At 38.9% G+C, this 26298-nt stretch carries 17 protein-coding genes; 9 read left to right on the top strand and 8 right to left on the bottom strand.

Annotated elements, in window-relative coordinates:
* Positions 1 to 22: 22 nt before the first annotated feature.
* On the top strand, positions 23 to 1084 hold the full coding sequence (locus D4T97_RS02015) for a polyamine ABC transporter substrate-binding protein (RefSeq protein ID WP_126047147.1): 1062 nt from the start codon (positions 23 to 25) through the stop codon (positions 1082 to 1084).
* A 48-nt stretch (positions 1085 to 1132) separates the two neighbouring features.
* Positions 1133 to 2536 carry an NAD(P)/FAD-dependent oxidoreductase gene (locus D4T97_RS02010; protein ID WP_126047145.1) on the top strand — a complete coding sequence of 468 codons (1404 nt, stop codon included), beginning with the start codon at positions 1133 to 1135 and terminating at the stop codon, positions 2534 to 2536.
* Between the two features lie 753 nt (positions 2537 to 3289).
* Here the strand turns inward: D4T97_RS02010 and D4T97_RS02005 are convergent.
* The 3 genes from D4T97_RS02005 to speB all read right to left on the bottom strand — a co-directional run bounded on the left by D4T97_RS02005 (position 3290) and on the right by speB (position 6387).
* Positions 3290 to 3892, bottom strand: a complete 603-nt coding sequence (locus D4T97_RS02005) for a DUF1989 domain-containing protein (protein WP_126047143.1) — start codon at positions 3890 to 3892, stop codon at positions 3290 to 3292.
* A 179-nt stretch (positions 3893 to 4071) separates the two neighbouring features.
* The gene (locus tag D4T97_RS02000; protein ID WP_126047141.1) at positions 4072 to 5130 is read right to left on the bottom strand and encodes an ABC transporter substrate-binding protein; all 1059 of its coding nucleotides are present in this window, start codon (positions 5128 to 5130) and stop codon (positions 4072 to 4074) included.
* Positions 5131 to 5412: 282 nt separating this feature from the next.
* On the bottom strand, positions 5413 to 6387 hold the full coding sequence (gene speB, locus D4T97_RS01995; protein ID WP_126047139.1) for an agmatinase: 975 nt from the start codon (positions 6385 to 6387) through the stop codon (positions 5413 to 5415).
* A 316-nt stretch (positions 6388 to 6703) separates the two neighbouring features.
* Here speB and D4T97_RS01990 point away from each other — a divergent pair, with 316 nt between their 5' ends.
* Positions 6704 to 8041 (top strand): sigma-54 interaction domain-containing protein, encoded by a 1338-nt coding sequence (locus tag D4T97_RS01990; RefSeq protein ID WP_126047137.1) that lies wholly within the window; start codon positions 6704 to 6706, stop codon positions 8039 to 8041.
* Between the two features lie 295 nt (positions 8042 to 8336).
* Here the strand turns inward: D4T97_RS01990 and D4T97_RS01985 are convergent, their stop codons facing one another.
* Both D4T97_RS01985 and D4T97_RS01980 read right to left on the bottom strand, forming a co-directional pair.
* Positions 8337 to 10793 (bottom strand): restriction endonuclease-like protein, encoded by a 2457-nt coding sequence (locus D4T97_RS01985; protein WP_126047135.1) that lies wholly within the window; start codon positions 10791 to 10793, stop codon positions 8337 to 8339.
* A gap of 15 nt (positions 10794 to 10808) precedes the next feature.
* Positions 10809 to 13040: an HI_0552 family protein gene (locus D4T97_RS01980; protein ID WP_126047133.1), complete on the bottom strand. Its 2232-nt coding sequence runs from the start codon at positions 13038 to 13040 to the stop codon at positions 10809 to 10811.
* 564 nt (positions 13041 to 13604) lie between these two features.
* Between D4T97_RS01980 and D4T97_RS01970 the strand changes: the two genes are divergently transcribed.
* The 4 genes from D4T97_RS01970 to D4T97_RS01950 all read left to right on the top strand — a co-directional run bounded on the left by D4T97_RS01970 (position 13605) and on the right by D4T97_RS01950 (position 18175).
* Positions 13605 to 14051, top strand: a complete 447-nt coding sequence (locus D4T97_RS01970; protein ID WP_126047129.1) for a very short patch repair endonuclease — start codon at positions 13605 to 13607, stop codon at positions 14049 to 14051.
* 76 nt (positions 14052 to 14127) lie between these two features.
* Positions 14128 to 15378 carry a DNA (cytosine-5-)-methyltransferase gene (gene dcm, locus D4T97_RS01965; RefSeq protein ID WP_126047128.1) on the top strand — a complete coding sequence of 417 codons (1251 nt, stop codon included), beginning with the start codon at positions 14128 to 14130 and terminating at the stop codon, positions 15376 to 15378.
* 229 nt (positions 15379 to 15607) lie between these two features.
* Positions 15608 to 17254 carry a Sau3AI family type II restriction endonuclease gene (locus D4T97_RS01960; protein WP_126047126.1) on the top strand — a complete coding sequence of 549 codons (1647 nt, stop codon included), beginning with the start codon at positions 15608 to 15610 and terminating at the stop codon, positions 17252 to 17254.
* A 735-nt stretch (positions 17255 to 17989) separates the two neighbouring features.
* Complete coding sequence (locus D4T97_RS01950) at positions 17990 to 18175, top strand: hypothetical protein (protein WP_126047124.1); 186 nt, start codon at positions 17990 to 17992, stop codon at positions 18173 to 18175.
* Between the two features lie 189 nt (positions 18176 to 18364).
* On the opposite strand, the gene dnaB is transcribed toward D4T97_RS01950, so the two are convergent.
* The 3 genes from dnaB to D4T97_RS01935 are packed head-to-tail and all read right to left on the bottom strand — an operon-like array spanning position 18365 to position 20734.
* Positions 18365 to 19660, bottom strand: coding sequence for a replicative DNA helicase (gene dnaB, locus D4T97_RS01945; protein ID WP_126047122.1), 1296 nt, complete (start codon positions 19658 to 19660; stop codon positions 18365 to 18367).
* Entirely contained in the window at positions 19660 to 19998 is a 339-nt protein-coding gene (locus D4T97_RS01940; RefSeq protein ID WP_235872147.1) for a replicative helicase loader/inhibitor, read from the bottom strand. The genes dnaB and D4T97_RS01940 overlap by 1 nt, the downstream gene beginning before the upstream one ends.
* Positions 19991 to 20734 carry a conserved phage C-terminal domain-containing protein gene (locus tag D4T97_RS01935; protein WP_126047118.1) on the bottom strand — a complete coding sequence of 248 codons (744 nt, stop codon included), beginning with the start codon at positions 20732 to 20734 and terminating at the stop codon, positions 19991 to 19993. The genes D4T97_RS01940 and D4T97_RS01935 overlap by 8 nt, the downstream gene beginning before the upstream one ends.
* Before the next feature lie 2575 nt (positions 20735 to 23309).
* On the opposite strand from D4T97_RS01935, the gene D4T97_RS01925 reads away from it, so the two are divergent.
* Positions 23310 to 24587, top strand: coding sequence for a hypothetical protein (locus D4T97_RS01925; RefSeq protein WP_126047116.1), 1278 nt, complete (start codon positions 23310 to 23312; stop codon positions 24585 to 24587).
* Positions 24556 to 25776, top strand: a complete 1221-nt coding sequence (locus D4T97_RS01920; protein WP_235872127.1) for an SIR2 family protein — start codon at positions 24556 to 24558, stop codon at positions 25774 to 25776. Before D4T97_RS01925 ends, D4T97_RS01920 begins: the two co-directional genes overlap by 32 nt.
* Positions 25777 to 26298: the final 522 nt, after the last annotated feature.

The following is a 26298-nucleotide window of genomic DNA, read 5'->3' as shown; positions in this document are numbered from 1 at the left end:
AATATAAGACAGGAGTGGTCTCATGCTAAAAAGAGTATTCATGGCAGGTGCAATGGTAGTCGTGATTTCTATGATTGCCGCATGTGGAAACAGCGAAAAAAGCAGCGGCGGTAAGGAAAAGGCTAAAACATTAGTCATCGCCGACTGGGGGGGAGCCATCACCGAAGCTCGGGAAGATTCCATCTTCGAGCCTTTTGAAAAAGAATTCGGTGTCAAAATTCAAGTAGAAACTCCTACCGATTATGGCAAATATAAAGCGATGGTCGAAGGAGGAAATGTGTCATGGGATGTTGCTAATGTGGGATCCATGTGGGCTGCACAGGCAATAGAGCAAGACATGTTTGAACCAATCGATTATGACGTGGTCAGCAAAGAAGGGGTATTCCCCAACATGGCAAGAGAGTTTTATGTAGGCGCAGAGATGTATTCTACTGCTATCTCATATAATACAGAAGCTTTCCCTAACGGTAGCCATCCGAAAACGTGGGAAGAGTTTTGGGATACGGATAAATTCCCCGGGGCACGCGCGTTGAGCAACCGTCCATACGATACGATAGAAGTTGCCCTTTTGGCCGATGGCGTTAAGCCGGAAGACCTCTATCCGCTTGATATCGACCGTGCTTTTAAAAGTCTGGACAAACTGAAATCCAAAACAGACGTTATATGGTGGGAAGCGGGAGCCCAGCCAGCTGAAATGTTATCCTCTGGAACGGTTGCAGCTTCCTCTGCCTGGAGCGGACGTATTACAGCTGCCAAAAATGATGGGGCTCCTGTAGACATTGAATATAATCAAGCCCTGCTGAACAGTGAAGCCTGGTCTATTCCGAAAGGAAGCAAAAATAAAGAGTTGGCTATGGAGTTTATTAACTTTGCTACAAGAGCAGAACCACAGGCCGCTTTTGCTGAAAACATTGATTACTCCCCAATCAATGAAGAAGCCATTGAAATGCTTCCTGATGAGGTCAAACAAAGACTTGGCCAATCACCTGAAATGGCTGAAAAGCAAATTCCAGTCAATGAGGAGTACTGGGCTGAAAACTTTGAAGAAGTGAACCAGAGATTTCAAGAGTGGATGCTCCAATAAGCCTCCACATCAAATATTTAACCATCTCCATAGAAGAAGGTGTCATGGATGAAAGAAGAAAATAGCGGAAACGCCATTAGCTATTGGCTGGATACAGCAAAAGACGATATTAAAGAGCGTCCGACGTTAAAAGAATCCATAACCGCAGACATCGCCATTATGGGAGCAGGCTTCACAGGGTTATGGACCGCCTACTACTTACTCGAAAAAGATCCTTCACTCAAAATCGTCATTATGGACAAAGGTTGCGTTGGTTTTGGAGCATCAGGCAGAAATGGCGGCTGGTGCTCATCAAAATTCTCGGTCAGTCCCGCCACCTGTATAAAAAGATACGGAAAAGATATCGCCCGCCAAATACAATTGTCCATGTTTGACTCTGTGACAGAAATTGAAAGAGTTATAGAAAAAGAAAATATCAATGCAGATTGGACATTAGGCGGATCGCTGCAAATCGCACGAGGAGACCACCATCTTCTTACATTGGAAAAAGCAATGGCCACCTATCAAAAGCTGGATCTAGAGGAGCATTTCCAGTTGCTTGACCAGTTGCAGACAGATCAACGGGTTCGAATTAACGGGGCATCCGGCAGCCTATTATCCAAAACTTCCGCCGTGCTTAATCCTGGTAAATTGGTAAGGCGATTGGCCGAAACTCTCGAACAGCGTGGAGTGCAGATTTACGAGAATTCAGAGGTCGTGAAAGTCGTTGAGGGTAATGGAAGAAAGTCTCCTAAACTCGTCACCCGCAATGGGGCTGTCAATGCCAAACATGCCATCGTTTTGGCAGGAGAAGCCTATATGACACAAATGCGGAATTATCAACGCAATCTAATTCCCATGTATTCACTTATTACGCTTACTGAGCCATTAACAGAAGAGCAATGGAGCTCCATTGGATGGGGTGGCCGGGAAACTGTAGGCTCTACACGCCTCTCGGTAGACTATCTGCAGCGGACGGCTGACGGAAGAATTCTTTTTGGAGGAAGAGGTCAGCCCTACCAATACAAATCAAAGATCAGCAACGCTTTTGATCGGCACGAAAAAACACATAATGCCTTGAAAGAAAGGCTTTATACATGGTTTCCTTCCTTAAAGGGCATTAGTTTTACGCATGACTGGGGAGGGCCAGTCGGTGTTACGAGAGACTGGACGCCCAATTTTTTATATAACAAAAAGACAAAGGTCGCTAGTGCTTGGGGATATGCCGGGCAAGGTGTATCGACAACAAACCTCGGCGGAAGAATTATGTCTGACCTTCTATTAGAGCAACAGACCGAAGTAACTAAATTGCCAATGGTCCAACACAAATCAAAGAAGTGGGAGCCTGAGCCATTTAGATGGATGGGCGTACGCTTTGTCCAATCCGGCCTTTCTCGCATAGATGAAAAAGCAGAATTAAATGGAAAAGCTCCAAGTGGAAAAACTTTAGTAGAGCGGTTAGGCCGAAATTAACCTCAGTGAGGGCCTTTTTAACTTTTGAGAAAGGGGATGAATACTCGGCATCTATTTATCCCCTTGTTTATTCGCATATCACCTTATGTATTTTTACTTAATCGACTACCCGTTAAAGCAACTGGTCTGGCACACAGACTATAGCAGTATCTTGCTTGGTTGCTTTTTGTATTTCCCTTAACCAGCAATAACGCTGCCTATACAGTTCTTTTGATTCTTCGAAACTTGGTTCGACCTTCTTTTTTGTAAAAAATTAAGGGGGCTTTATTCAACATGCTCCCTTTTAATGGAAAGTGGTACAATCGTTTTCCTATAGGGGATGCTTTACGCATAAGCTTCCCCTATTTATGGGCGATTCACCTATTTTCTCCGCCACCTCTGGTTCACATCACATCTTGTTACGGGCCGGACTTTACCAGCAGACCTTTCAGATACCCCTTCACAGAGGACAACCCTATCAATCCTACTCATTTATCGATGAAGGATCTCTGTTCGGCTTCAGCACATTAAAGGGCAAACATGCTGAGTGGATTTAAACCATTTAGATTTTGTGATTGCGGGGCACATCACAAAATCCGGTAGATCTCTCTACCGGATTAATGGATAAATGACATATAAGATCTTTTCACAGCATTTGAAAAGCTTCTTCACCCTAATAAGCTTTTTCAACAGTTTTATTAATACCTTTGATGGATTGCAAGCCTCCGCCAATAAGGTATCGGTAGTCTACATCCAGGTAATTGTTCCCCTCCTTTATAAGCCGTTTGTTATTTGTGCTTTTATATCAGTAATCTCTCCCCCATTAAGAGGTGTTAGATCCATTGGACACGCAGAAAGACCGATAAGCAAATCTTCGTGTGCCTTTAGAACAACGTAATCCCCAGCCTTAGATTTCGGCTCTAAAATTGCCCCAAATGTTCCATCATCGTTTAGGGGTGTGTTCTGAAAAAGGTTTAAGGGATCTGGAACATGCGAGTATTTTAACCCATATGCCTCAAACGCCTCTACAAAGTTTTCCCTGCAGTTTCTGTGTTCGCTTACACCGAATCCGTATAGATACCTTTCACGATCACAACATGGATAAAGTGTATCATGAACCCCTACAGTATCCTCTATAATTTCCAGCAATGGCTCTTTATAATTGCTATATAAACAATCTCCCTTTGTTACATGCATCTTGCCTAACATTATTCTAGTCTGTGCTGTTGACAAATACCTATCAAAATTATTTGGGCTAAATGCTACTAAATCCGCAACTTGCTTCCCTTCTATGTCAGTAACGGTTATAAACTCGCCCTTAGAAACCTGAAATGCTCTTCCATAACCGCCAGGAACTAAAATTTCGCGTTGAGGCATTACCTTATCCTCCCCTATATTGTTTTTTTCTGTCAGCAAACTTCATGAACCATATTTAAAGAAGTCTCCCAAGACCACTGGACATGAAGAATTCCAAGTCGATATCTCCCAATATGTTCAATGGAATGGTTGAAAAAATTCTGTAATTTATAGTTAATTTGTTACACTATAGCTTGCTCTTAATTGCTTAATAACCAATTGTCAAATTTCTCATTTATCTCTTCAAAATTCTTTGCCCAATATTCAATATCAACAGTAATTTGATTCTCTGCATCCTTTGAAGAACGTCCGATATTTTCCTTTATTTCGTCTGGTAATAGATCCAATGCCTTTTCATTAGGTGGTGCATAATCAATGAGCTTAGAGTATTCTGCCTGCTGTTCAGGCTGTGAGACAAAAGAAATAAATTTCTGTGCCAAATCTTTATTGGGAGCACCTTTCGGGATGATCCATGAATCGGCCATTGCAAGCGCTTCGTTAAATTCATTCGCAACTTGTGCTCCCCCAGCTTTTGCCGCAGAAACGCGGCCATTCCAAGCAGCAGCCAGGACTACCTCTTTTGTTGCGAGTGATTGAGCAGGTTGAGCACCAGCATCCCACCAAACTTTTACTTCACTTTTGATTTTATCCAAGCTTTTAAAAGCGCGCTCTACATCTAATGGGTATAGTTCATCAGGGGAAACACCGTCAGCAAGAAGTGCAATCTCTAATGTTCCCATAGGGCTTTTATGCAGAGTGCGGCCACCAGGGAATTTTTCCGTATCCCAAAACTCTTTCCAGGTTTTTGGATGATTGTCCTCATCAAAAACATCTGTATTATAGGCTATATTTGTGAAGTAAAGTTCATTGCCGATCGAAGAAGTTGTAACTAGTTCCGGCATAAAACCTGATTTATCAATTATGTCAAAGTCTAAGTCTTCAAGCAGGCCCTCTTGTTCTAAACGGAGTGCAATGTCACTGTCGGCCACTACTGCATCCCATTCAACATTTCCACCATCAACCATTGCCTTTAGTTTTCCAACATCAGTAGGGGAAACAATGGTAATTTTAACATCGTTCTCTTTTTCGAATGGCTCATATTTTGATTTTTGCATGGCCTCAGACATTGCCCCTCCATAATCAACAACAACTAGTTCCTTTGAGGAAGCTCCTGATTGATCATTATTAGCAACCTTACCACTGCATGCGGTTAAATAAAGTAATGATAGAAAAACCATAACCGTTAATATTTTCCTCATTTTAGATACCCTCCAACTAGTCAATTTAACATCTCACAATGGCTCAGCAGTCCCACCCATTTGCCTGAAAATGCATGTGGCGAAGCTTTTACGAAGACCGTTGCCTTCTTCTTACGCATAGTTTCAACTTAAAAGTCATTCCTTGAATGATTACTGCAATCAGTGAGGTTTTTACGCACATGTTTAATATTTTTGAGCGTATAACGTAAATCTTTTGATAAGGTCTGTATTCCCAATAGAGGAAAATAGCTTTATTATTAGACACCGTTTATTCATTCTAATCTATTTTTTGTATGTACCAGATGCCTCTCTTTTATTAAAGGCTATCAATGAAATGAACTCAAAGCATACATTTGCAGCAGCAAGACTAGTAATCTTAGAAGGATCCCGATCCGGAAGAACCTCTACTACATCGAAGCCTTTTATATTCAGCCCCTTAAGAGTCCGAATATATTGTTGCGCCTCAAAAGTGCTGAATCCACCAATCTCTGGAGTGCCTGTTCCCGGAGCATAAGCCGGATCTAAGAAATCAATATCAAAAGTAACAAAGGCCGGACCGTCACCTACTCTTTCTTTAATTATTTCACCAAGCCTAACCGGATCTATGCCTCTAAGCGCTTCAGTGGTAATCACTTTATAACCCAGATTTTCGGCGTCCCCAATGTCTCCAGGTCCATACAGGCTGCCCCTCATTCCGATCTGTATAGATTTAAATGGGTCTACAATATTCTCTTCTACCGCCCGCCTGAACATAGTTCCATGGGTATATTTTTTTCCAAAATAGGAATCCCACGTATCTCCATGCGAATCAAATTGAATAAGGCTTATTTTTCCATATCTTTTGGCCATTGCCCTTAAATGAGGCAACGAAACTGAATGATCACCGCCAATTAAAATGGGGGTTATATCATTATTTAGAAGCGTCCCTAATTGAGTTTCAATTTGTTGATAGGATTCTTCAATATATCCTGGATTTACGGCAAAATCACCATAGTCAATACCAGAACAATACTTAAAAATATCAATTTCCAATCCGGGGTTATATGGCCGGATTAAAGACGACATAGACCGAACAGCTTCTGGCGCAAATCTCGTACCTACTGCAAAACTTCCCCCAGTATCAAAAGGGACACCAGCAACAGCAAAGTCAACTGCTTTTTCCTGCGTTTCATGCGGAAGCCTCATAAATGTCTTAATCCCGCTAAATCTTGGATAGACTTGAGAATCAATAGGTGCGTATTTTTTATTCTTAATCATCAACCTGCCTCCTTTATTTAGTATTTATTAAGTGCAAGTTTTGTTCCAAATCGTATTCCCACTAACAGGGTACTCTCCCTACCAAATGTAATCATTTTTGATTATGACTCCGCACTGCCGTTAACCCTTTTACTAACGATTGCTATTCTGCATTATGAATCGTCCATCTATAGCAACATAGAATTGGCTATTCATTACATGCACAACACCTCATCATTTATGAATATTTTATATATTCAAATGATATGCAATACCTAGTTAATTTTAAATATAGTATAATCAAAATTGACTACCTTTATAGAAAGGGTGTTTACTATTGGACTCCATCCTCCTAAAAGGGATTATCAATTATTCCTTCGATGAAATTTTTATTATAGACCATAAGGGTGTTGTATCGGATGTCAGTCCTGCTTCTGCAGATTTATACGGGGTCGACTCTCAGGACCTAATTGGACAGACAGTATATGACCTAGAAGAAAAAGGCATACTGAACCCCTCTGTATCAATTATTGTATTGAAAAGTAAAACCATTGAAAATAGGATTCAATATACAAGAACAAACAAAAAAGTGCTTGTTGCAGCTTACCCAATTTTTGATAAATGCGGGGCTCTTGCAAATGTGTTAAGTTTTTCGAGGGACATTACAGAATTGGAAATGCTTAAAGAAAAGAATAATCAAGTTGCCAAAACCATTTCTTTATATGAAAAAGAGTTAGAGAACTTAAAAAAACAAAAAGGTTTATTTTATGACCATCAAGAAAAATTAATGAATCTAGTTGAAAAGGTCGCTGACTTAGATGTAACGCTACTCATTCGGGGAGAAACCGGAGTGGGCAAAACGAGGTTCGCACAGGTAGTACATGAAAGGTCTTTTCGTAAAAACATGCCTTTTATCGAGGTGAATTGCGGTGCGATACCTGAAACCCTTCTGGAATCTGAATTGTTTGGGTATGAGGAAGGTGCATTCACAGGAGCAAAAACAGGAGGTAAAAAAGGATACTTCGAACTGGCTCATAACGGGACTATCCTATTAGATGAGATTTCTGAGCTTCCATATCATTTACAGGTCAAATTATTATCTGTATTGCAAAATCGAAAAATAACCCGTTTAGGAAGTGATAAGGAAGTATATGTCGATTGTCGGATTATTTGTGCAACCAACAGGAACCTTGAGGACTTGGTAACAAAAGGGCAATTTCGTGAAGATCTATTTTTTCGTATCAATGTAATAAATATCGATATTCCGCCTCTTAGGGAGAGAAAGAACGAAATAAAAACTCTTATTGATGTATTTACGGAGGAGCTTAATCTAAAGCATGGATTAAATAAGTCATTTTCTGAAGAATTGAAGGTATGGATGAGCCAACAACAGTGGCCGGGGAATATAAGGGAGCTTCGAAATTATATTGAGAAGACAATGATTTTATCAAACAATGAAATTATTACTTTGGCAGATAGTAGTTTCAATGACGCTGAAAAACAAAAACAGGAATTGACACTTAGTGAATACATGGAAGCTATAGAAAGTGAGTACATTAACAAAATGTATAAGAAATATCCCAGCAGTATTAAACTCGGTAAGGCATTAGGTATTAGTCAAACAACAGCAAACCGAAAAATCAAACAATATGTTCAAAAAGCAAGCAATCTTTGATTGGAATATTTCAGGTGCATGACCTGCATGACATTTCTAAAGAGGTAACTCTCAGAACCTTGGGGAACAGCGCTTAGTGAATCATTATCCACGCTATTATGCAAAACCCATTACAATTAATGGCGCTAGTTACTTTGTTACAAGCGAATGGTATGATCGAAATAAGAGCTATACATAAAGTGGTTGGCGGCAAAAGGCGTCGAAGTTAACCAATGACCTAAAAGTTTGAGAGCCCTTTCAGGGCTCTCAACAAATTTAGAGTTAAAATGGGTTGTCACACCTACTGTTTAGCCAACTACCTAAATATCTCCCCTCTAATCACCTTAAACACCTGGCTAGGCTGCCTCTCCAACATTTCCAGCGACAACCGCTGTCGGACTTCATTTCCATGCAACACCTGAATTTCCTGCGCTCCTTGGTCAATCACCACGGAGTCATGCCCGATTTGATAGGCCTGGATTTTCCTTGCTCGGTCAACAAGCTCCTCATCAAGCTTCGTCCGAACCTTCGTTGTCAATCGCCTGAGCATTCGCCATAGCTTTACTTCCTCTCCAAACTTCATGAACAGCTCCGGCAGCTCCTTTGCCTGATCCAACATATTTTTCGTTGTTAACATATAGCTTTGAAGTCCATAGCCAACAGGTCGGATGGTTTGGTCTAATGTTTCCCAGCGATCAACAAAAATTTGGACGAGCGTTTCCGAACCGAATCCATCCAAAATTTCTACGTCAGCTATTTCTCCATAAAACTGAATGCCATTTTCCGCACCACTTGTATTAGCCGCCTCCTGCGTGACGTATAGCGCAAGGTACTTCGACTTTTGCCAGTCCCCTTTTAACTGGCTAGCCTCGATTTCAAAATAGCGCCCCTGTTTAAATCGCAAATAAGCATCTGAATCACTCACCGAACCAACCAGCACCTTCTCATCCAACTGGGATTCCCAATAAGAGATGGAGCCTTGCGGCAGGATGCCCTCTTCCTGCAACTCCTCCGGGTTGCTCTCCACCAATCGGTCAATCAATCGCTCAACAAGCTTGAAAGAACCAGGCAAAAATGGCAATCCACCAATATTTACCTTATTGATACTTTGGTAAAATGGATGCTTCTCATAATTATCTTCATCTTGCCAAGGGAACAGAACATAAGCGCCAAAAGCGAAACGCTCGTAAGGACCTCCCTGCTTGACCACATGAGCATCACGATAACGATGCATTGTATTAATATCTTCCTCCAGTGGTCCAGGGTCTTCCCGGGAAAAATCGATCCGGTATTTTGCATCAAAGATATAATCATACGAATACGTCTTGCCCTTTTTCTCAATCTCCAACATGATATCCGGTTTTTGTGGAACAGTAGGAAGGTTTCCCGTCCTTTTCTGAAAAGACAAAGTGATCTTCTCCTTTGTCTGGGGATGCCTGAACACCTGATTCGCTCGCTGATTCTGTAGCAAATTAACAAACAACTTACCCTGCGTTACCTGCAGCACACTTTGATCAACGGCTTCATATTTCTTCCGTAAAATCTGCCCCACTTTGAGAAAGGTCCAGTATTCATACAAAGTCGCAACATCTTTTACGGACATTTTTAACAACTCACCTTGGAGAGCCAGTCCCCGATTGATGATCAAATAAATTCGAAAAGCGTCACGGTATCCGGGTTTCATCTGCATGACCATATTCAATACGCTCTTTCTGATCGGACCCATCCGCTTCCAAAACGGCTTCTTCAAATAGCTCTTCAACTGAAACAATTTGCGATCAATCCTACCAACAAGCACCTCATCCACTGGCACATCATAGAGGCCGCTCGGCCTCATGACTCTCTTCTTCAGATCCATCAACTGATACACAAGCCGCTCCATCATCCACTTCACAAAGCGGTTTTCTACTGTATCAAAGGAGAGGGACTTCTTCACATTCAGCCCTTTCTCTGGTAAAAACGACCGGTCTCCAATCGGAGTTCCGTTTTTTGCCTCATAAAACAACTGAGGATTCTTCCTTAAATAGTTCCTTCCCTTTTGATCCAGACGTTTAATGCGATCGGCACGTACCCTTTCATAGCTTGTCACCAATTCGTGGTGGGGCTGTGCCTCAATACGATCAATTGCCCGGCAAAACGATGGGAAGTAATGTTCCACCAGCCTGAAAAACTCCGTTGGTGACGGTTTTTCTGAAAGGGTCGTGGAAGCTCCGAGAAAGGTCTTTTTGATAAAATGGAAAGCCAAATTATAAATCTCTTCATTGACCTCATCCAACAAGCGGAGATAGTCCTCTTTATAATTCAGCTTCGATGGAAAAATCTCAAATGTAACTTCCAGCAGTTGCTCATGTCCGCTATAAATCGAGAAGGTAGTCAATCCTACCTCATTCATGAACTGCAGATTCCCCATCAGGATCTGATGCGGCTTCTTCCCCACATAACTGACAGCCTCACGAATACCGGGATGCTCGTGATAAAAGTGTAGCTCCTTGTCTGTCTTTGGGGTGATAACAAGCTGATAGACGCGATTTTCGAAAAAGATCGGAGCAAATTCTTTTCCTTCGAAGGAAGCAAGTTGATCCGTCTCCACATCATACAACTCGATGCTCTCCCACTGCCGCGCACCATAACGAAACGTCATCGTCTCTTTCTCCAAACCGGCTTTCATGCGGTATTGCTTGAGACTCTCATACCGCTCATCGTACGGAACACCCTTCATATAAAGTGAAAAGTCAGGCGTCTCCACTACCAGCAATTCCTTCGTTTCATTCATATGAGCAACCACTCCTTAGCCCATCCAGAAAGAAGTGAAGCCTTCATGCTCCGCCTTCTTGATCATGCTCGCAAGCTTCGCGGCGGACTGTGGAAAGCGACTCTCCCGCACCACGTGAACATCAGTTTCCTCATTCCATGCATGCCCTGTACAAAAGGCATATAACTCTTTCAGTACCTTCACGGTATCCGCATCGTTCCCTGATACGCGCGGCAAAACCTTCTGATGAAGCTGCAGGTCAAACGCTTGCTCTTTATCCATCAACTGCCCTTGCTCGTTGTAAATCATGTAAAAACAGACCTCGTCCCGGACGCGGTAACCGAAATGCAGCTTTACTTGTTCCAAGATCTGATTCACTTCCACCAGCCAATCCGTCACTTCGCGGATCAACTCCTCGTGGTCAGCGAACGCATCTTTGAGCGTGATATACTCCCCGGCCAACTGCTCATTGGAGACAACAGCCACTTGAGGTTCCTCCATTTGATCAAAAATAGCAAAATTAGCTAATTGAACATCGTTATACTCAATTGTATTCGCACGGTCCAAAACCTTCGGACTGAAAGGATGCGTCGTCTCATCCATATTCACCGTACCAATAATGAACACATTATTCCGCAGCATCAACCGCCCAACCTCAGGGCGATCAACCACAGGTACGGAAACATACTCTCCGTCCACCTTCTGCCTGCTCTCCATTACACTCAGCAAATCACTGAAATAGTACTCCACCCGTGCCAGATTCATCTCATCCAGCAGGATAAAATAAGGCTTATTTCGATTCTCAGGCTTATTTGCCTCCACAAGAACGTCCGTTAGCGGACCAGGCTTGAACTCACCCTTAATATCCTCAAAGCCAATCAAATCCGAACCGTCACTCCAATCAGGCCTTACAGGAATCAACTTGAATTGCCCATTTTCCTCCGTAGCTCCGACACTCTCGGCAAACAGCTGGACAATCTTTGTTTTACCAGTCCCTGAGATGCCGGACAGGATGACAAATGGTTTCGTCTTGAGGGATAGATATAAGTTCTTGATGTTTTCTTCTGTAAAATAAAAGCCCTTGTTGGTTATGTAGGAGTGGATAATATCTCCTAACTTAAGATTGGAAGTGCTACTTTCTTTTTTTCCATTCATTAGTTGTTGAACAAAAGTGAAACCTTCTTCGGGTATTTTAAAAATAGTGGCAGAACCCATAACAGTCTTAGGTTGGAGACCTAACCTGTTTTTTAACTCATTTCCAGTGTAAACAACAGGTTCCTCTAATATTTTTAACCATTTAACACCTATTCGTTGCCGCCAACTTTCTCCATTTACACTAATAAATTTACTCTCCTCAACCTCATTAAAAAACTCCGTTGTTACTTCACCAATAGCTAAGAAACCTCTGTTTCCCGTATAAGCGATTACATAATCACCGACAGCGATTTCTTTTATAAGGTTTAAATTTCTAGTAACTGCTGCTTGGTTTTGCTTCCCTTCTTCATACTGCATTGCTGCAACCTCATATGCTTTACAATTCTCCCAGACAACTGGGTTTTGAGAGTAATAAACATTGAACAACCAATAATTCCTGTTAAAATCTACATCATAAGTTTTCTTATATATCCCCTCTAGTTCCTGTATAACATTTGCAATTTCTTCCTCAGCATTTTCCCACTGAATTACCTCTCCTTTTGCAAAAACTCTACCTATCCTTATCCATTCATCTTCTGAATCTTCCAAAATCCTTTTATATTCTTCTCTAATTTCATGATCCTCTAAAAATGTCTCTAATGTAGAATATTTTTCATAATCACTTTCTAAAGAGGTCCACACGCTATACTCACTCATGTCAATATTTTGACTTTCTATCCATGAATCAATATGATCAATCCACTTATTATGTTGCTTAACAGAGTTAAGTGAACTCTCACTTTTGTGATCATGCCATTCTAGGTACACTCTTAAACTATCTTTATTAATCATTGCAGCAATACAAGAAGAAGAATTTACTCTATCTACATACTTAAACCTAGTCCAAAATCTGGTTCGGACAGACCAACCGTTAGTCCAGTTCTCTGTATCTGGTTCATCAAAGTGAGAACCTAGTTGTTTAAATGCCTCATTCACAATAGTCTTCCAATGTTGCCAAGAATCTTTATAAGCGTCCTTAATGCTGTCATTTTGCTCTGGTATGAATTCTTTTATCTTGGTAAACAGGAAGTGTTCTCTATTAAATAGATCGAAATGCTGTTCTAAAAGTTTCATTATAGCACCTCTATTTTCTCAATATTTTTAAGCTGATAGCTAGTTTTTGACCGAAAAAAATAGCATTCATATAACTTATATATAGTTCCATTATACTATTGTATGGAAACTAATTTAAGCAAAGCGTTATTACAGGGATAGTTAAAATATACATGCCTTGCTGTAAGATCCTTTACAATTAATACTAGAACTGTTCCGAACAATAGTAAAAGAAGCTTTTGAGATATATTCCTGTAACTTGCAACACTTGAAAAAAAAGGAAATCGCCAAGTGCATTTACAATAATAAGAGACCTATCGAAGTGTTCGCCCTGGGCAAGCCACACTTGCGAAAAGCCTCCTAAATCGTCGCTTTCAAGATGAATGTTTGATGGAAAAACTTCACGCTCATAACCGAAAAGTTCACGAATCAGTGTAATTATCTTCCAGTCTTCGTACCCCTGCTGTTTTTTTACCATCTTTCGTCTATTGAGGTGTTCTTCGCTCTCCTTAAGGGAACAATACACATATACGGTTAAATTCAGTTTTTAATCAGTTCCTGAAATTCATAAAAGGGATGGTAAAGATGACTGATATAATGTCCAAGGAGCAACGTAGTAGGACAATGAGCAAAATCAGGGCGAAGTCCAAACTTGAAGATCTATTCGCTAGCGCACTTTGGAAAAGAGGTTTGCGCTTCAGACGAAATGTAAAATCCCTCAAAGGCACACCAGACATAGCTATAAAGAAATATAAAATCGTCATTTTCGTAGACTCTTGTTTTTGGCATGTATGTCCCGAACATTTCAAGAGGCCTAAAAGCAACCAAGAGTTCTGGGATGAAAAATTCAAGAGGAACGTCGAGAGGGATGCAGAGATAACTTCCTATTACATTGAACGAAATTGGCATATAAAGAGAATTTGGGAACATGAAATAAGACAAAACCTAGAGAAAACAGTTGACGAGACAGTTCGATTCATAGATATGGCCAAAAACCTGCATCCCGCAATTTTGTCGAATCATAGAACCTAAAATGATTTAAAAGATACAAAAGTACCTTGATGTAATATATAATATAATGAGAGCCTTTGTTCGGAGGGGACTTAATATGGCACATGAAAAACTTAAAGTTATGGAGTTATTCGCCGGTGTCGGGGGTTTTCGTCTAGGCTTGGAAAAGGCCAATCCCCAACTTTTTGATACCGTTTGGGCAAATCAATGGGAGCCTTCACGGAAAGCTCAGGATGCGTTCGAATGCTATTCCCGAAATTTCCATACAGGTATTCATAGTAATGAGGATATAGCGACAGTCTCTGACGATTTATTTAGGGAGATTTCCCCGGATCTGATTGTTGGCGGCTTCCCATGTCAAGATTATTCTGTAGCCCGCACTTTATCGGGTGAAAAGGGAATCCAAGGCAAGAAAGGCGTGCTTTTCTGGGAAATCAAAAGAGCACTTGAAAATGGGAATCCCAGGTATGTACTTTTAGAAAACGTTGATAGACTGTTAAAATCCCCCTCTTCCCAAAGAGGACGTGACTTTGCTGTAATGTTAGGCACTTTCCGGGATTTGGGCTACAGTGTGGAATGGCGTGTAATCAATGCGGCCGAATATGGATTTGCTCAAAGAAGAAGAAGGGTATTCATCTTCGCCTATAAGAATGACATTGTTTATGAAAATGACATACGTGAATTGGAACAACATGATATTGTGTTTAAACATGGCTTTTTTGCTGAATCATTCCCTGTAAAAGAAGACCCGTATAAAGATAGAATGGATTCAGTCACTCTTCCGGAGGATATTGTTGAAATATCCGATTCATTTTCTTATACCTTCCATACAGCTGGTATTATGAGAGATGGAGAAGTCTTTACAGCTCATGTAGACCCAATACAGAAGAAGCCTACTCCATTGTCTGACATACTCATAGAAGAAGAGCTTGTAGACGATAAATTTTATTTGACTCCCGAAGAAGAAGAGAAGTTCCGTTATTTGAGAGGCCCAAAAAGAATTGAACGTGTTTCTGCTAGCGGCCATAAATATAATTTTTCAGAAGGGGGAATGTCTCCCACTGACGAATTGGACAAACCGGGAAGAACAATGTTAACAAGTGAAGGATCCATAAACAGAAGTACACATATTGTAGAAGTAAATGGCAGGAAACGCCTTTTGACACCTATTGAATGCGAAAGACTAAATGGATTTCCTGACAATTGGACATTTGGCATGACTGACCGCATGAGATACTTCTGCATGGGAAATGCCTTAGTCGTAGGATTGATTGAAACCATGGGAAAACGAATAGAAGAAATAGAAAAGCTTGAACAAAGAACTGTTCAATTGGAATTGACCTTTTAGCCGATACAATGTATCGGCTTTTCTATTACGAAGGGGGAAAAACCTAAAATGCTTTACAAAAATGAAGAGGAGCTATTATACAAAGCTAAGCAGGCCGAAAGAAAGTCATTCAGAGAGAAAATTCTTTAAACAGAGTTACATTAAATGTTGCTTCGGCTACACATTGTCAGAGTCATTGATATACTATATTTAACATTTGTTGTTCATTGTATTGGAGGAGAAGAATGATTTGAGTAGTGTCTATAATACGAAGGAGAAAGTACATAAGAGAGCATTAGAAGCAGTTGGAAAGACGCTTGGAGAAATAGATGTGAAGAGCACTATGAATGTAAAAAATAAATCTTATCCAGGCAATGTGATAGAGCAAGTCTGGTTTAACCATCCTGCAGATAATTATGCCGAACCAGATTTTCCAGAAGCCGGTGTGGAATTAAAAGTTACCCCCATCGATAAACAAACAAATAAAAAGAGCAAAGCCAAAAAACTTATTGCTGGGGAGAGACTTGTATTAAATAAAATTAATTACCAAAATGAATATGGTAAATCATTTGAACAAAGTTCATTCTGGCATAAGAATAAGCTTATTGAATTAATACAATATTATAGACGTGATGTTTCACATAAGAAAAAAATCTCTAGCGGAGAAATGATTGAAGATAAGACGAAATTTAAAGTTGCATATGCGAATCTGCTTTCTATGACAGAGTTGAAAGACTTCGACTTGCCTAAAGATACAGTAATAGAAATATCAGAAAAAGATTTGGAAATAATCAAGCAAGACTGGGAGAAAATCTCTGAATATATAAACTCAGGTAAAGCCGAACAATTATCAGAAGGCCTTACGAATTATCTAGGAGCATGTACAAAGTCATCAACTGGTGATGATTTCACAAAACAGAAGCATACAAACGTTCGTGCAAAACCTAGAGCCTATTCATTTAAATCAAAATTCATTAATGAACTCATAAATAATCATATTATTGGACAAGACCATACCGAAGCAATCAATAGTATTGTGAAAGATGTTAGTGAACTAGAAAAGAAAACTCTCGAAGAGATTATTGTCTCCCGCTTTACTCCCTATTATGGTATGAAACAAAGTGAGTTGATCCAGGAACTTGGTATAGTAGTAGGGAAAAGTCAGTCCCAAAAAAATATTAATAACATGATAATCCGTGGGATTCTTAATTTGCCTACCACTGCGGATGAAGTCACATCAGAAGAAATTGAAAAAGCTGACATTAGTTTAAAAACGGTTACTTTAAGGAAGGGGAAACCAAAAGAACATTTTAAATTCATGGGAATTCCTTCATTTCTGGAACTAGTTAATGAATCTTGGGAGGAATCAAGAGTTTATGATTTCTTAGAAAGAAAAAAGTTTTTACTACTAGTCTTTGATGATGTCAATAAGATGAAAAGAAATAGCTCTTCCTACGAAACAAATCCGGAGAAAATTACCTTTGTAGGAGCTAAGTTTTGGAATGTTCCAATCACTGATATAGATGGGCCAGTAAAAAGAGTATGGAAAACGGAGGTAGAAAAGATAAAAAACGGTGTTGAATTAACTTTTACCAAAAATAAAAATAATGAAGTTAGAATAAATAATAATTTCATTAAACCATCTTTAGAAGATATTTTACATCTTCGTCCCGATGCCCAAGTTGCTCAATACAGATCAAAATACTATAAAGATGTTGTAGAAAAAGGAATTTCGAAAAAGAAATTAATGAATAATTCTAGGAAATTACCTCACCCTGCAAATTGGGGACTTCGACCAGAAAGTGAAAAAGAGAATTTTACAGATCATTATATGACAAAACAAGCTTGGTGGTTAAGTAAAGAATATATTTATGAACAAATTAAAGATTTGTTGTAAAATCATGCTTCAATCTAATAAAAAAGCTTATCGAAATGGTAAGCTTTTTTATCAACCTTTAATTTATCAACTTATATGGTAATTGGTAGGTTTGTATTGCTACTCGCCCCCCAAAAACCTCATTTTCTTATGTTATGGTTCATGGTACCATATACTAATTTATTTTCATTGAAATCTAATGTGAAATCTAACCTCCCTGCTTCTCCTTTAACTGTTCAAACAACTTCTCCAAGTTCAAACCACCAACATTTTCATATTTGGCAAGGATAACTGGTTCCCTTGGTAGTTCCATTGTCTTAATCTGATTCTGATTCAATTTCCTGAAAAGACTTTGTCAACTTTTGGGTACCCCTCATCGTGTTCCGATTTTTCTCCTTAGCTTCTATTGGTTATAAAAAGAGGGAAAACACCTATAGATTAATGGAAGTTGGAGTATATTGTTAATACAATTAAGAGGCTGAGAATGATGAGTCAACTATCTCAAGAAGACCCTGGCTTACCCCGCTCTCTTGACAGAAAGACAATAAATAAACAAACAGGAAACCAACCAACAGGAGCCCATTGCCAGCACAATCAGTGGTCTCACTGCCGCTTTTGAATTGGATTTCTTCCGAGTTTATGAAAGAAGTTTAAGATGATATTCTTCGCAATAAGGATTCAAGAAAAAAATGAAATGCCAGTTTAGTAATTTCGAAAATTGACCAAATAATCCTTGAATTAAGAAAGGAGAATCCCATGTTAAAAATTCATTGCCCCATATGTAGAAATGTCTTCCAAGAAACAGACGTCGTGTTACTGGACTTTATCAATACCCTTACACATGTATACTGCTATAAAGGTGAATATGATTCAATCACTGATAAAGGTACGTATAAGGAGCTTACTGAGAAGTATTCATTTCTTCAGGAAGTTTTACATTAATCAGCAGGTTAGTATAAAGGGGAGGCGCTTAGTCGTTCTTCTGGGCAATTGACAAACATCTTCCGGATGAATGACTGATGCCACAGTCAGTAGCATTTTTGCTCCCCTATTCCCTGCAGGCTATAAAACATTTTCAATACCATATATTAATCTCATGTTCTTTATTAAAGCGCCGCACTTTCAAGAGCTTCACACATCTCCGAACTTCCCGTATTCCTTGTCAAAGGTGAGCCTAATGGTCCCAATGGGGCCATTCCGCTGTTTAGCTAGTATGACTTCCACAATGTTCGGCTGATCCGTGTCCTTCTGGTAATAGTCCTCACGGTATAAGAAGGCGATCACATCGGCATCCTGTTCGATTTGTCCGCTCTCCCGCAGATCAGGAAGGACAGGACGTTTATCCTGCCTATTTTCCACTCCCCTGCTGAGCTGAGAAAGAGCGGCCACTGCCACTTGGCATTCCCTGGCAAGATGTTTGAGCATCCGGCTGATTTCGCTGATTTCAGCTTGCCGGTTCGATCTATGCTTGGTATCTCCAGCAATGAGCTGCAAATAATCAATGATGACGAGGAACCTCTTTTCGTCACCATATTCTCGTCGAAGCTTCCGAACCTTTGCCCACATATACCCGATATCCATCCCCGGCTTATCGAAAATATGCAAGTTTGCCTCAGATAACATACCCATGGCGCCCGTCAGCTTCACCCAATCAGCCTCCTCGAAACGGCGCCTGGGATTTCTCATTTTTACCGAGCTGATATTTCCCGCCAGGCCGACCGCTCTTTTTAACAGCTGATGCTTGGACATTTCCAGTGAAAAGATAATCACCACATCCTGTCGTGCCGCCGTCATAGCGAGATTTAGGGCAAATGCCGTTTTCCCCATGCTCGGCCGCGCCCCAATGACAATCAGCTCCGACTCCTGCAACCCGCCCGTCAAGCGGTCCCAATGTTTAAAACCGGAAGAAATGCCGGTCACCTCCCCTTGATCCTTTCCTGACTCCACATACAGATCGACAAGGCCGGAAGAGATATCGCCCAGCTCCTCATCAATCAGCCCCTCTTCAAGCACAACCAGATTCTTGATCCCATTACTCAGTACAGAAGAAATGTCCTCTTCCTGTACCTCTTGCTGAATCCGGCTTGCGACTTTCACTGCTTTTCTCTTTTGGTCATATTCCTGTATCAGCTTCTCGTAATGCCTGACATTGGCTGTTGTATGTACACGGACGGCCAGGTCCGTCACATAACTGATGCCGCCGACACTTTCCACATTATCCAGGCCGACTTCCTCGATGACTGACACCGGATCAATTGGTTCTCCTTTTTTACACAAGCGCTGAATCGCCGCAAACAGCACCCGCATTCTGGACATATACAGTTGCTCAGGCTTGATGGTACTCTCTTTTGCAAGATCACCGTCCAGCAGCAATGCTCCCACAAAGGCCTCCTCCACTTCCCTGCTGTAAAGCGGCCTCCCCTCCATCAAGATTCTCCTCTGCCTATCCCCAAAATGGTCCGCACCTTCTCCAGCTCGCTTTGCATGGCTTCGCGGCTGGCAGGCTTCTCTTTCCCGGACATGATTCTTTCCGTTTCTTCAGGACCTGGAACCACCCGAGCCTTTTGCGGCCTTTTCAGCAGATTGGCGATTTTTGGAGGGTACACAGAGGCTGACACATGCGCGTGCAGTGCGGCTTCCAACTCCTCCAGATTGCAACCCTTTAGCACCTCATGCCATGAATCCAGCTTTTTCTGATCCAGCTCGAATTGTTCGTAATAGACCGCAATCCTAGCCATCAGCGAAAACGTCTCCCGTTTAGTCATCAAAATTAAACTCCTCCTCCCACAATACCTTTGTGGCCGGTTTTTGGTTCAAATACGATTCAAACTTTGTCCCAAACAACGTCTCTGGACGCAAGTATTTCCTCCAATCAGAATCATGTAGCCATTCCGCTGTCTTCAGGTCAATCACTTTTTTCATATCCTGCAAGGTAAACCCCTCGTTCCAGCGTGCACGGATCAGCTCCCGTGTACGCCTCGTGTTCGGCTTGTAGGCAGATCCCGTTTTTGCATTCAAGTATTCAACGACCTCGGAAAAAGGAATATGTATTTTTTCTGTTGTAGTCTTTGTAGTAATCTCTGGTATTGGTTTGGTCAAACTGGCCTGCTCAGGCGCTCGGACTGGCTCGGTCACTATGCCATCCGGGGCAGGGAGATGTCCATCTTGATCTTCTCCAGCTAACTCCTCCAATTTTTCATAGTCCAGAGTGTACCATTTCGTTTGGTCCATCCTGGACTGATTGAACATCGCGGACATCACCAATCCCTTCTTCTCCAGCGAATTAATCGTGCGTCTCAGCGTGCTCTCCGACCAAAACGGTAGCTGCTCATGCCACTGGCTGTATGTGTTATACACCCACTTTCGTCCGTCCTTAATATGTGTGCTTTTCATCACCCAATAATGCATCTGTTGCAACACCACTGCTTCATTTACCCCCAGCTTCACAGCTAACGATGGAATGATCATTACGGGATGCTCTTGAATCAACAATCTGCTCATCCAAACTTCCCCCTTTTTAGAAAATCAACGGCGCTGAACATCGTTCAGCCTCCTGCATCTGCCGCTGTTGTCATCTTTTATATAGAGGGATTCTTTAAAAAAGGACACCCTGAGGGCGAAAAAATAAAAAAAAGCGTTTCTCACTTGTATTTTTAAAGGCTGGATTGTAGTGGGATGTCACGTCGAAAATAAAAAAAACTGCAGAAACAGATTGTATGAGCAAGTTTTAAAATACAGACTGGAGTATTCTATTCATATCGATCCTTGAAAAGCTGTCTACCAGCATCAACATGGTACTTTTTCTTGTATACAAAAAGGATGGGATAAAGGAACGAAACCCTTATCCCATTCTTCACAACTGCTAAACTCCCTGCTTTTCCTTCAACTGTTCAAACAACTTCTCCACAGTACCAACGCCAACATTTTCATATTTGCCAAGGATTACAAGCTCCCTTGGCAATTGTCCCACTGTTTAAATTTGATCCTGACTCAACTGCCTAAAAAGACTAGGTCCTCCAGTAATTCATCAGTTGTAAGAGGCACTTTTGCTAATTCTTCTGTGGCAATGACATAGTCCTCTTTATAAAATAAGAAAAGTTCTCCATGCATTATTTTACTTCTAGCTGTCTCTTCTTTTATGTAGATTTTTAATTCCTCAAATAAGTTTTCAGCATACTTCTCGTTATATGCTCAAGTAAATAAATTCCTCATATTCCTCAATTGTCTAAGTGAGCCACTTCTTCAGCACAAAACTGAGAAAATTCTCCCAACAAATCACTATACGGTGAGAAAGATAAATTTTTTCCTTGAAAACAGAAATATGCAGGTTATTTGGGGAGTAACCTTTCAACTTTCGTCTTTATTTATATATGGGCATAAAAAGAATTTCAACCAGAAGTAAAGCTCCGTTGCTAGGTAAAACAAAGTTCGGCCAAAACACTGTTAAAATATCACGATCAACCCTCTATAATGCTTATGAGAAAAAAACCTTTCTAACCTAGCTTTATCCTCAATCAAAATCTATTGGAGGAATATTAAATTAATGAGTCAATAGTAATCGCAATTATAGGTGTTTTAATAACATTAATCCATGCATTGTTTCCAACTCTATTCCCAGTGATAGGTAACTTTTTAAAAAATTTATAATGGTATGTATGGATTATATCTATCCTGGTTCTCATTACTTTGGGGCAAACATATTTTATCATCTTCAAAGGGGGTGTATTATAACCCTCTTCTTTTAAAGACCATTCTTATCTATATGCAACGATTATTTCAGCAAAAGTTTCTACAATTTAAAAAAGTCTCCCCATAGTTCTCTGACTACCCCATAACACTCTAAATAAAAAGAATCCCTAAGTTATTGAAATAATTAAACAAAAATTCTATAATTACTTCAGTGAGGTAATCTATTTTTGTAAAAGGAGTTGATCACCATGATTGAAATAAAACGTGTGAATTTTGTTCAAAGCTACATTTATTGTAGAGCAAACAATTACGACGAATGAATTAACCAATTTTAAAAGTTAATCCATTTTATTAAAAAGGTTTACTTTTCACTGGGTAAACCGCCAATTTTTCGTGTTATTTGTTTCCTCCTTTACTAAGATTTACCTCACAATAAAAAGTAAGAAGAAGCTCTGTTCCAATCATTCATTTTTTCCGCCTAAAACACTGGGTATATACTGTTACGAAAATTTTAGTATTGCCCAGTGAAACACTTTAGGAGGAATTTTAATATGAAAAATTGGAATCAAACAGTGGCTTTAAACTTCTTACTGGAGTACATATTTTTCTTTATAGGTGCTTATGGACAGACAATCTTTATGGTCGTACATAAAGTAATTGTTAAAAGTAATCCTGAAACCTTTGGAATAGTATGTACAATGATAACTGCCTTCACCTTAATATGCTTCGCATTTAAACTAAGGAATAGGTAAGTGTCAGAAGCAAAAAAGAGGTCTGATCAACCTCTTTTTTGTTTTGCCTACTTCACATTTTAAACCGAATGTTGAACAAAGACTTAATGGTACTCTTCAACAGACCTCCCGTTTGTATAAGTACAAAAGTTCCCATTCTATACTTTAATTTTAAATCTAAATTACAATTTTTTATATAACATAAAACACCATAATATTAATTACTTTTATTTTCGTTTTTCTGCCTATTCAATATTTATTTAATAGGAATCACCATAAACACTTTAAAAACTAACCTCGGCTACTTTAAACAATAAAAAGAGGACGGATTAATTCCTTCCTCTTTTTATTTATACCTATTTATCTTATTTCTAATTTACAAATCTCAATAGTACACTCTAATTTTTGATTTACCATTACTTTTGATACGGTTCACCTTATCAATCTAATTGTGAAAATGACCTGTCAACTTGACAGGTTTTTTTATGAAAAAAACTTTGACTTCGTGGGGAGGGGGGTAATTCAATAAAAATAAATGTTATTTGAGTAAATATTCATTATGCACCTTAATATATACAATATGGCGTATTTCGGTTGAAAACCAATTAATACAATATTTCGCATTATGCTATAATTTTGTTTAAGGGGGCAATATTATGGAGACAAAAGACGGAATATATATCTTTAATGGAGGAAAATTTCTGGATTTCATCGACGTCGACAAATTTAAAAATGATGTTTCCATTAAGTATGAAATTCCTAAAGAAGTTCAAAATCTGGATTTTCCAGATTACTATAGTTATTTGATAGATAACTTTAAAATAGAAGATATAGGTTATATATTTTTTGAGAATATTCTTTATAGTCATTTAAAAAATGTTTTTGTTGAAAAAATCTCTGGACATCCAAATTTACAAGTCAACTTCTTTAAAGAAAAGGTCAAACACTTAATAAATGAGTTGAATATTAAAGATACTATTCCTATTAACTTTCATAATCACATGAGTGAAAATGGCTTTTATCTAATGGATGTACTGAATATAACTTCACCACGCACTACTTTTATTGCTGGGTTTGATTATACTGAGGAGAATGGTTTAGTAACATCTGCTAGGTTCCTATTTGTAGAGGTCGTGCCTAAAAAAACGCAAGGAATTGCTTACTTTATTGCTGGTATTGATCTCGATTTCAGAAATAATTTGGCTCTAACCATGGTAAGAAACATCTCAGAAATAAAAAAAGAAGACGAAGAAACAAATACAACTATTCATCAAATGCATAAAACTGTAATTAATAAAGTACTATATACCTTAGGTATTTCATTAAAAAAACCTTCTGTAAAAAAAGATCGTACTGGTATGTACAACTTTTGCAAAAGCTTAGATACTGCTTTATTAGAAGACATACGTAATGAGGTAGATTTACGGACAAATAAATCAATAAAAGATGCGGTAAAAAAATTAGACAAAGCTTTATTTAAAAACGATGAGGGACTAAACAATGCTGATAAAGGGGATTTGAGAAAAAAAATTCAAGCATTGCTGCTATCTTATTACATTGAATACAATATAAAGGCCATCGAACTCGTTAGAAAAGCAAAAAAGCAAAAGCTTGTTGGTTATCCAACACGAATAAAATTCACATCAAGCAAATCAAGTAGGAGCTCGACTCAGTCAAGTAATTCTAAACACCCTGTCTCAGCATCAGATATGTTTCATAGTCTTTATTTTAATTTTGAACAAGCATTAGGACTCGATAACTGGTCAATCTCATGGTTTACCGATTACACTTTTAGTGATGACAAGGATATAGATGTCATCCAAACAACTGTATACTCTACAAGCAAAAGGTTTAGAATAGTTTTCCTTCCTAATAGACCTTTAGATAAGGAGATAATTCATTATGTTGTTAACACAGTTAATTCATACCGTTAGTACCAAACTTCAAAAAAGTGAAGAAGAAGTACTTGAGCAATTAAATATGCTTGCTGAAGTAGTAAAAGATGAAATTTTCCCAAAGGAAAGATTGATACACTACAATATTGAAATAGATACCCTTAATACAATTCTTACTGAATTATTAAGAACCAACTTTATTTCTAAGTATTTTACATACGATTGTGAAGCAACAGACTCGGTTGATTTTGCAGTTAGTCTTAATGAGGAATGTGGACATTGTGGCGAAACTTTATTAGATTCAGAAAACCATATTATAAGTGAAACTTATAAGCTTAATTCTAACTTTTTAAAATTAATTCATGAACATAAAAAGAATCAATTAAAAAAGTATTTAATTGAAGACTATAGGCATAACTTAGATAGACTAAAAAATCGCACTCATAAATTAATTCCTTTTCTAGGAGCGGGGGTTTCTATTCCTTTTAATTTACCTAACTGGGGGGAACTATTACTTGAATTAGACAAAGGTCTATCTGATACTAATAAGGAAAAATATACTGAATTAATTGAACAAGGTGATTATCTAAGAGCACTAAGCTTCTTAAAACAATATTCACTTTTATATCAAACCGAACAAGTACTAAAACGGGACATTAAAGATATAATAAAATCACGCTATAAAAAGGAATCTAATACTAATCATCACAACATCTTAGATATCTTAAAACTTGATACAGAATTTATTATTACTACCAACTATGATAATGCAATTGCTGATTACTTAAATGACTATCGGGAAGAGTTTGTAATGCCAATAATATTAGAAAACCTAGAGGATCTACAAGACTTTTTGGATGAAGATGAGCAAAATGTTATTCATCTTCATGGTCATATAGTTCAATATAGCTCAATGATAGTAACAAAAGAGGATTATGATAACCTCTATCAATCTGAGAAAATAATGCATATTCTTAATGGAATTATGAGTAATAAAACATTATTGTTTATTGGATTTTCTTTTAAAGATGAGTATTTCAAAAATCTTTATGATAAAATTCTTGAGCATATAAAAGGAGAGCATTTTATTATTGTCCCAAATTTACATGCTTTTGATGCAAAAGAATTATTGGATAAAAACCTTATACCTATAGGTATTAATGTAAATAAAGAAGACAAACATGATCATGTAAAAGCTATAAAAACCATTTTAGAGGAATTATATTAAAGTGCTTATTTTCAAGCACTTTTTTATATTTTTCTGCGGTCCTTCCTGTTGCTGTTGCAGTGAAGTTCTGATTAGGTTCTCCATAATTTTCAACCTTACTTCCAGTTCGGCTATCTCATAACCCTTCCCAGTGTCTGGTACCGGATCTTGGTACTCTGGTACAGCTAAGTTAACGGGAACATATACCTCTACATACCATTGCACAATGATATGAATGGCTTCCCAAGATAATAAGGCCTCTGCTATTCTGAATCTGCAGTATCATGCGCTGGAGGCCAATCTTAACCCCTGTTTCTCATTTTAAAGGAAAAATCCTAACAGTTTATCGTTAGGATTTTCTCTTTTACTTATGATACGGTTCACCGTGGTGATTTAAGATGCAAAAAAATAGCATTGGGATTTATCTCCTAATGCTGTTTTTTGTATCTATTTTGTTTTATTAAATAAAATTTTAACAGATATATTTTAGGTTTTTTCCCTTATCAAAACCTAAAAACTCATCAGAAAAGAAATACCTTTCTC

This window comes from Siminovitchia acidinfaciens (genome assembly GCF_003605385.1).
GTDB classification, from domain to species: domain Bacteria; phylum Bacillota; class Bacilli; order Bacillales; family Bacillaceae_C; genus Siminovitchia; species Siminovitchia acidinfaciens.
The sequence above is the reverse complement of the archived record's forward strand: the minus strand, read 5'-3'. Positions and strand labels throughout refer to the sequence as shown.

Excerpts from the sequence above, each read along its gene's own strand:
- D4T97_RS01920 (WP_235872127.1), top strand. The coding sequence starts at position 24,556 with ATGTTGTTAACACAGTTAATTCATACCGTTAGTACCAAACTTCAAAAA.
- D4T97_RS02010 (WP_126047145.1), top strand. The coding sequence starts at position 1,133 with ATGAAAGAAGAAAATAGCGGAAACGCCATTAGCTATTGGCTGGATACA.
- D4T97_RS02000 (WP_126047141.1), bottom strand. The coding sequence starts at position 5,130 with ATGAGGAAAATATTAACGGTTATGGTTTTTCTATCATTACTTTATTTA.
- D4T97_RS01980 (WP_126047133.1), bottom strand. The coding sequence starts at position 13,040 with ATGAAACTTTTAGAACAGCATTTCGATCTATTTAATAGAGAACACTTC.
- D4T97_RS02015 (WP_126047147.1), top strand. The coding sequence starts at position 23 with ATGCTAAAAAGAGTATTCATGGCAGGTGCAATGGTAGTCGTGATTTCT.
- D4T97_RS01985 (WP_126047135.1), bottom strand. The coding sequence starts at position 10,793 with ATGAATGAAACGAAGGAATTGCTGGTAGTGGAGACGCCTGACTTTTCA.
- dcm (WP_126047128.1), top strand. The coding sequence starts at position 14,128 with ATGGCACATGAAAAACTTAAAGTTATGGAGTTATTCGCCGGTGTCGGG.
- D4T97_RS01935 (WP_126047118.1), bottom strand. The coding sequence starts at position 20,734 with ATGAGCAGATTGTTGATTCAAGAGCATCCCGTAATGATCATTCCATCG.
- dnaB (WP_126047122.1), bottom strand. The coding sequence starts at position 19,660 with ATGGAGGGGAGGCCGCTTTACAGCAGGGAAGTGGAGGAGGCCTTTGTG.
- D4T97_RS01940 (WP_235872147.1), bottom strand. The coding sequence starts at position 19,998 with ATGACTAAACGGGAGACGTTTTCGCTGATGGCTAGGATTGCGGTCTAT.
- D4T97_RS01970 (WP_126047129.1), top strand. The coding sequence starts at position 13,605 with ATGACTGATATAATGTCCAAGGAGCAACGTAGTAGGACAATGAGCAAA.
- speB (WP_126047139.1), bottom strand. The coding sequence starts at position 6,387 with ATGATTAAGAATAAAAAATACGCACCTATTGATTCTCAAGTCTATCCA.
- D4T97_RS02005 (WP_126047143.1), bottom strand. The coding sequence starts at position 3,892 with ATGCCTCAACGCGAAATTTTAGTTCCTGGCGGTTATGGAAGAGCATTT.
- D4T97_RS01950 (WP_126047124.1), top strand. The coding sequence starts at position 17,990 with ATGTTAAAAATTCATTGCCCCATATGTAGAAATGTCTTCCAAGAAACA.
- D4T97_RS01925 (WP_126047116.1), top strand. The coding sequence starts at position 23,310 with ATGGAGACAAAAGACGGAATATATATCTTTAATGGAGGAAAATTTCTG.